The organism is Bradyrhizobium sp. P5_C11_2 (assembly GCF_054049755.1).
On the sequence record NZ_JBFULT010000414.1, the window covers coordinates 1 to 6,831 of the forward strand.

The 6,831-nt window shown below is 65.2% G+C and carries 5 protein-coding genes and 1 pseudogene; 2 read left to right on the forward strand and 4 right to left on the reverse strand.

The genetic code is table 11. The features are described 5' to 3' along the window. A pseudogene (locus ACXJL8_RS29440) lies at positions 1 to 295 on the forward strand (fatty-acid--CoA ligase); the annotation flags it as partial. 12 nt (positions 296 to 307) lie between these two features. Here ACXJL8_RS29440 and ACXJL8_RS29445 read toward each other — a convergent pair. Genes ACXJL8_RS29445 through ACXJL8_RS29455 form a run of 3 tightly spaced genes read right to left on the reverse strand, consistent with a single transcriptional unit; the run spans position 308 to position 3,682 of the window. Continuing rightward, the gene (locus ACXJL8_RS29445) at positions 308 to 1,318 is read right to left on the reverse strand and encodes a hypothetical protein (RefSeq protein WP_456622385.1); all 1,011 of its coding nucleotides are present in this window, start codon (positions 1,316 to 1,318) and stop codon (positions 308 to 310) included. Beyond that, the gene (locus tag ACXJL8_RS29450; protein WP_456622386.1) at positions 1,293 to 2,675 is read right to left on the reverse strand and encodes an MBOAT family O-acyltransferase; all 1,383 of its coding nucleotides are present in this window, start codon (positions 2,673 to 2,675) and stop codon (positions 1,293 to 1,295) included. Before ACXJL8_RS29450 ends, ACXJL8_RS29445 begins: the two co-directional genes overlap by 26 nt. Before the next feature lie 47 nt (positions 2,676 to 2,722). Next, positions 2,723 to 3,682, reverse strand: a complete 960-nt coding sequence (locus tag ACXJL8_RS29455) for an acyl-CoA desaturase (protein WP_456622387.1) — start codon at positions 3,680 to 3,682, stop codon at positions 2,723 to 2,725. Positions 3,683 to 3,842: 160 nt separating this feature from the next. On the opposite strand from ACXJL8_RS29455, the gene ACXJL8_RS29460 reads away from it, so the two are divergent. After that, positions 3,843 to 4,826 (forward strand): glycerophosphodiester phosphodiesterase, encoded by a 984-nt coding sequence (locus tag ACXJL8_RS29460; protein WP_456622388.1) that lies wholly within the window; start codon positions 3,843 to 3,845, stop codon positions 4,824 to 4,826. 157 nt (positions 4,827 to 4,983) lie between these two features. On the opposite strand, the gene ACXJL8_RS29465 is transcribed toward ACXJL8_RS29460, so the two are convergent. Continuing rightward, the coding region (locus ACXJL8_RS29465) for a spermidine synthase (RefSeq protein WP_456686053.1) at positions 4,984 to 6,831 on the reverse strand (1,848 nt) is incomplete at its 5' end.

Sequence of the window (6,831 nt, forward strand, 5' to 3'; positions counted from 1 at the left end):
ATCGCTTGACGGCGGCTTGCGCGAAAACTGCGGCGCGGCGTTCTCAGTGCCGGACGAGCGCGGTGAAGAGAGCCTCGTCATCGTCCAGGAGGTCGAGCGCACCGCGCGCCACACGATCGACACCTCCGAGATCAAGGACCAGATCCGCGAGGCCGTTGCCGACAGCCACGAGCTCTCCGCACGCCATATCGCGCTGATCCGTCCCGGCGCGCTGCCGAAGACCACGAGCGGCAAGATCCAGCGCAAGCTGGCCCGCAGGCTCTGGCTCGACGGCAGTTTCGCGGAGATCGGCTGAGCCAACGACAGCTCAGAAATCGATCTTGGCCTTCTCTCCATCGCGCAGGCTCGCGACAATGCCCTGCTCAATTGGGCGCGCGAGTTTGGAGCGGTAGTGGATGAAGTCGGCGAAATTGTCGGGGTCGCGGGTGAGCTCGTTGTCGACCCGATAGCTGATGAAATTGCTGCGGGCCCGTCCTGCGACAACATTCTTCAGTGCGGCGTCGCAGGCGCCGCGCTCCAGCGCCGTTTCCGTGCCGGGCTTCGGCACGGTGGCTGCAAAGGTCGGCGGCACGAAGATGACGACGGGCACATTGGCCGGCAGCTTCCTGACGATATCGTCCAGCGCGGCGATCTCGGGGAACGTCGCCCGCATCCCGGAAGACGCAGCCGGCGCGGGATCCCTGGGCCAGCCGACCTCGTTGAATTGCCCGGGCGGCCAGATGTCCTCGTAGCTGACGAAGCCATCCGGATTCATCCGCTGCCGCCGGCCAAGCCCGATGCTCAAGCGCTGAAAGGCCTGCTCGATGGCCTGCCAGGAGATCAGCCGCACCGCGTAGGTGACGACGCTGTTGTCGTAGAGCCAATAGGGAAACGGAACCCCCTCCTCCTTCGGCCGCGCATGCACGCACCAGCCGGGATCGGCCGCGATCACCAGCGCGCCGACCTCCTTGTGATGTCGCAGGAAGAAGTCGAGCACCGCGAGCTGTTGGCGCGGAATTGCGCCGGTCATGTAGAGCTGCACGAAGCGCAGGCCGGTTGCGCGTGACAATTCCGCCGGTTCGATCATCTGCGCCGTGGAGTTGCCCAGAATGGCGGCGTTGAAATTCGGGTCTCTCGCACGGCTCGCGGCCGTGATCTGGGTGAGGCGATTGTCGACGCCGTCGATACCGAGCAGCCCAAGCTTGCCGCTGTCATAGGGGTCGACCAGCACCATCAGCGCGAGCACCAGCAGGCCAGCGCCGACCAGCGTGCCCAGGCACGCCTTGAGGCTGCGGCCCCAGCCGGGGTCGGCATCAGAACCTGAAGTAGACGAACTCATGGAGATCCCGACCACCCATGTGGAGCAACAATGCGAACAGGCCAATGCCGAGCACACCAGCGAGCGCCGGATTCGGCCGGCGGGTGAACACGGCGACGATGTCCTGGCTCGCCGGCAACAGGAAGGCAAACAGCGGCGCCACAATCAGCGGCCACAGATGCTGTCCGCGATCAAGCGGCAGCGCCGAAGCGAGCCCGGAAAAGACTTGCCAGGCGGCCTCGACCGATCCCGCGCGAAAAATCACGCCGGTTGCCAGCACGAACAGCACGGTGAGCGCCCATCCGAGCCATGACGGAAACTCCGGCCCGTAGCGGCGCCACAGCGCGCAGGCGACCAGCGCGAGGCCGTGCAGCACGCCCCACAGCACAAAGGCCCAGCTCGCGCCGTGCCACAGGCCGCACAGCGCCATCGTGATCAGCATCGCGCCGAAGAACTGCACCGGAAGCCAGCGCCGAGGCAGGAGGCGCAGATTGACCAGCGGATAGAACACATAGTCGCGCAGGAACAGCATCAAGGTGATGTGCCAGCGCTGCCAGAAATCCTGGATGCTGGTCGAGCGCAGCGGCGCATTGAAATTATACGGCAGCTGCACGCCGAACAGGAGGCCGAGGCCGATCGCGATGTCGGAATAGCCGGAGAAGTCGAACAGGATCTGGAACGAGAAGCAGAAGGCGAGCCAGGCATCGCCGCTCGCAAGCGGTCCGCTCGCGGCCTTCGCGTAGATGGGATCGAGCAGATGCGCGGTGCTGTCGGCGATCACGACCTTCTCGAACAGGCCGAGTGCGATGAAGCAGGTCGCGATGCAGAATCGGCGCTGCCAGCCCGGCGCGTAGACCTCGCGGCCGAACTGATGCATCACCTCCGACCAGCGGGCCAGCGGCCCCGCGATCGCCTGCGGGAAGAAGGCGATGTAAAGCGCGTAGCGGTCGAGCGCATAGAGCGGCGCCTTGCCGCGCTTCAGATCGACCAGATACATGATGTGGTGGAAGGTGAAGAAGGAGATGCCGAGCGGCAACCCGATGTCGAGCTGCGGCATCGTCGTGCCGAACACGAGGCCGAGATTGGCCAGCACAAAGTTAGCGTATTTGAACAGCGCCAGCACGGCGAGATCGAGCACGATCACCAGCGTGAGGACCCCGGACCATTTCATCCGGCCATAGGCGATCGACGCGAGCCAGTTGATTGAAACCGAGGCGACCAGGAGCAGGATGAAGGACGGGCTGCCCCAGGCATAGAAGGCGAGTGAAAGCGCGACCTGCACGCCGATCCGCAACGGCGGAAAGGGATCGGCCAGGCGGTAGATCAGCAGCGCCGCCGGCAGGAAGACCAGGAGAAAGGGGTAGTCGTTGAACAGCATCGGGTCAAAGCCGCGCCATCACCGGCTCTCGCGCCGGTTGATGATGCTCAGCCCGTTTCGAGGTCGGGCGCAGCGTCGCCCGGCTGCCGCAGCATGCGCCGCGCGATCTTCTCCTCGCTCGGCACCTTGACGTCCCAGGCCAGTCCCAGCGCTTCCAGCGCCCGGATGAAGATGAAGCCGGGATCGAACTCGAACCAGCGCAGCCCGAAGGCGGCGGAATAGGGGAAAGCGTGATGATTGTTGTGCCAGCCCTCGCCCCAGGCGAGCCAGGCCATCACGCCGAGATTGCGGCTGTTGTCGTCGCGGGTGACGAAGGGCTGCGCGCCGAACGTATGCATGATCGAGTTGATGGCGGACATCGTCTGCTCGACCACGAACATGCGCACCACGCCGCCCCAGAGCAAACCGCTCAGCGCGCCCCACAGGCTCATGGTGGCAAGGCCGCCGATCGCGGCCGGCAGCAACAGGCCGAGCGCGGCCCAGCTGTAATAGTAGCTGTTGACCGCAACCAGCGCGCGGTTCGCCATCAGATCGGGCACGTAATGCGCGACGTTGGGATAATCGTGCTCGATCATCCAGGTCAGGTGCGCATGCAGGAAGCCGCGCAGGCGACCGAGCAGGCCGTCGCCGTGCAGACGCGGCGAATGCAGATCGCCGTCATGATCGGACAATTCGTGATGGCGCCGGTGCATCGCCGCCCAGGACAGCATCGGTCCGCGCCCAGCCATCGACCCCATGATGATCAGGATCGCGCTCATCGCGGTGGACGTCGCAAACGCGCGGTGGGTGAACAGGCGGTGATAGCCGACGGTGAGGCCGAGCCCGGTGATCAGCCAGAAGCCGAAGAACAGGCTGAGCTCCATCACCCCGATCGGGCGGTAGAACAAGAGGCCCAGTGCCACCAGCGTGCCGACGAACGGCAGCAGGTCGAAGATGATGAAATGCCGCCGCTGCATCCTGTGAAAATGCCGGCTGCGGATGATGCGGTGATCGCGTTTCTGTTGCACGTTCGGAATTCCAGGGCGGCTTCCATGAGTACATACAAGCCTGGCGAGCGCAACCCAAGCCGCCGCCCAAGGTTTCAACAGCCACGAAAGCCTGTAGGATGGGCAGGACGCGCCAAAGTGCACTCAAATGCTGCCCTTTTCGCTTGCCCTCCGAGCCGCCATGCCATCACGTGCTGCGATAGTTTTGACTGTGATCTCGATCCTGATCGCGGGAAAGGCCATGGGATTCGATCTCGAGGCGCATCGCGGCGGGCGGGCGCTGTTGCCGGAAAACACGCTGCCGGCCTTCGCCAACGCGCTGTCCATGGGCGTTGACACGCTGGAGCTCGACGTCGGCGTCACCGCCGACGGCGAGGTCGTCGTGTCGCACGAGCGCGGGCTCAACCCCGACCTTGCCCGGGATGCGTCCGGCGCCTATGTCGCCCTGCCCGGTACGCCGTTCGTGAAATTGCAGTTCGCCGACGTCAGGAGATATGACGTCGGCCAGATCCGGCCGGACAGCGCTTATGCAAGACAATTCCCCGACCAGCGCGCCGTGCCGGGGACGCGCATTCCCACCCTGCGCGAGCTGTTTGCGCTGGTGCGCAAGTCCGGCAACAGAAGCGTGCGCCTCAACATCGAGACCAAGATCGATCCGAACCATCCGGACGAGTCGCTCGATCCGCAAGGCTTCGTCGCCAGGCTGCTCGGGGTGATCGAGGCCGAGAACTTTTCCGAGCGCGTCATGATCCAGTCATTCGACTGGCGAACCCTGCTGCTCGTGCAGCAGCGGGCACCGACGATTCCGACCGTTTACCTGACGCTCCAGCGCGGCCCGGCACCGACCGTCGTGCTCGACAAGGCCAGCAACTGGACGGCGGGCTTCAATCCCGCCGATCACGGCGGCTCGCTGCCGCGGACGATCAAGGCCGCGGGCGGCGCGGTGTGGTCGCCCTATTTCGGCGATGTGACGGCAGCGCTTGTCGCCGAGGCCCATGAGCTCGGCCTGCGCGTCGTGGTCTGGACCGTCAACAAGCCCGACGACATGGCGCGCATGATCGAGCTTGGCGTCGACGGCATCATCTCCGACCGCCCGGACCTGTTGCGACAGGTCGTGGGCGGGAATGGAATTGCGCTGCCGGCGGGGACGCCGGTCGAGCCGTAGGATCTATCTCGGCGATACCGTAGCCCGGATGGAGCGAAGCGCAATCCGGGACCAGCGTCGCCCAGGGTGGGAGTGATCCCGGATTACGCGGAGCCTGTCATCGGGCGGCGCTTCGCGCCGACCCGTTGGCTCCATCCGGGCTACGAACCACGAACCATCACTCCCCATCCTTCAGACGGCGGTACAGCGCGCCGAGGATGTTGGAATAGTCGTCGGTCCAGACCCGCACCCTGTCATCGGCCTCGGTCTCCTCCCACTGCTTGGAGGACGCGAGCTTGCCGACATCGGCCGCCTCGCGCGCGGAGATGACGACGTCGGTGGAGAAGATGTAGTCGGAGTCGCGACCGGAATCCTCGTTGTAGACCCAGCTCTTGAGATCGTTGGCATCGGCGATGCCGACCACGACCGGCTCGAGATCGAGATGCCGGTTGGAGACATGCATCACCACGGCGCCGTGCGGCGCGAGCTTGTCCTTGTAGATCTTCATCGCCTCCTCGGTCGCCAGATGGATCGGGATCGCATCCGACGAATAGGCATCGACGATGATGAGATCGTAGGCGCCGTCCGGCTCCTTCGCGAAGGTGAGGCGTGCGTCCCCGATCACCGGCTTCAGGTCTGGCGCGCAGCTCGAGATGTAACGGAAATTCTTCGGATCGCGCGCGGCGTCGACCATGGACTGGTCGATCTCGAAGAACTTCCAGCTCTCGCCYTGCTCGGCGGCGCAGGCAAGCGTGCCCGATCCGACGCCGATCGCGGCGACCTTCAGCGGCGCGCCCTTGCGCTCGCGGAGCGCGGTGATGGCCTGACCGATGCCGCCGTCCTTGTGATAGTAGGTGATCGGCTCGGGCCGGCCGGTGACCGGCGTGCCGTCATTGTTGCGGAAGCGCTCGGCGCCGTGAATGGTGGTGCCGTGCATCAGCACGTGGAAATAACCGCCGGGCGTCACCACGATCTTGTGCACGCCGAAGAAGCTGCGCACGGTGATGACGCGGCCCTCGTCCGCCGGATAGATCCGGATCAGGGCCAGCGCGAGCACGACGGTGGCAAAGATCTTCCAGCGGCCGGCATTGAGCGCGAGCGCCAGAAGTGCCGCCAGCAGGCCGACGGCGCCGGCGACCCAGACGCGGTGATCCTCGAACCAGGTCGAGAGATTGCCCGTGGTGTATGACGGCACAACGAGTGCCACCGCCAGCGCGGCAAGGGCCAGCCAGTACCATTTGACGAGACCAGCAAAACGCTCGTTCGCCGACTGCCGGCACAGCGCGGCGAGCGCGACCAGGATCGGATATTCCGCGATCCAGGAGAAGGTGAACGGTGCCAGAAGTCCTGCGAACAGGCCACCGACCATGCCGCCGAACGACAACGCGACATAGAAGCCGGTGAGATATTTCGCGGCCGGCCGTGTCCGCGCCAATTCGCCGTGGCAGGCCATGGCGATGACGAAGAAGCACAATTGATGACCGCCRAGCGTCAGCAGCAGATTCTGCTCGCCGCCGAAGGCGAGCAGCAGGATGACGCCCGCGATCGCGACCGGCTGGAGCATCAGCATCCATTTGTGCGGCAGCAGCGGCCGCGACTGGAACACCACCACCCAGGTGAGCAAATACAGCGACAGCGGCAACACCCACAGCAGCGGCGCCGCCGCGACGTCGGTCGAGATGTGCGCGGTGACGGCGATGAGCAGGCCGGACGGCACCGCGGCGAGGAAGATCCAGCGCAGCCGCGTCACGAGGCCGGGTGCCGGCGCATTGATCTCCTCGGTTCGTGCATCGACCACCGCCAGCTTCGGCGAGCGCAACAACAGCACGCCGCAGGCGGCGATCAGGACGATCAGGAGGCCATAGCCGCCGGTCCAGAACCGGTTCTGCGTATGCAGCGTGAACATCGGCTCCAGCAGGAACGGATAGGACAACAGCGCCAGAAAGCTGCCGATATTGGAGGAGGCATAGAGGAAATAGGGATCGTTCCCGGCGGGATGACCGGTGCGGACGAACCAGGCTTGCAG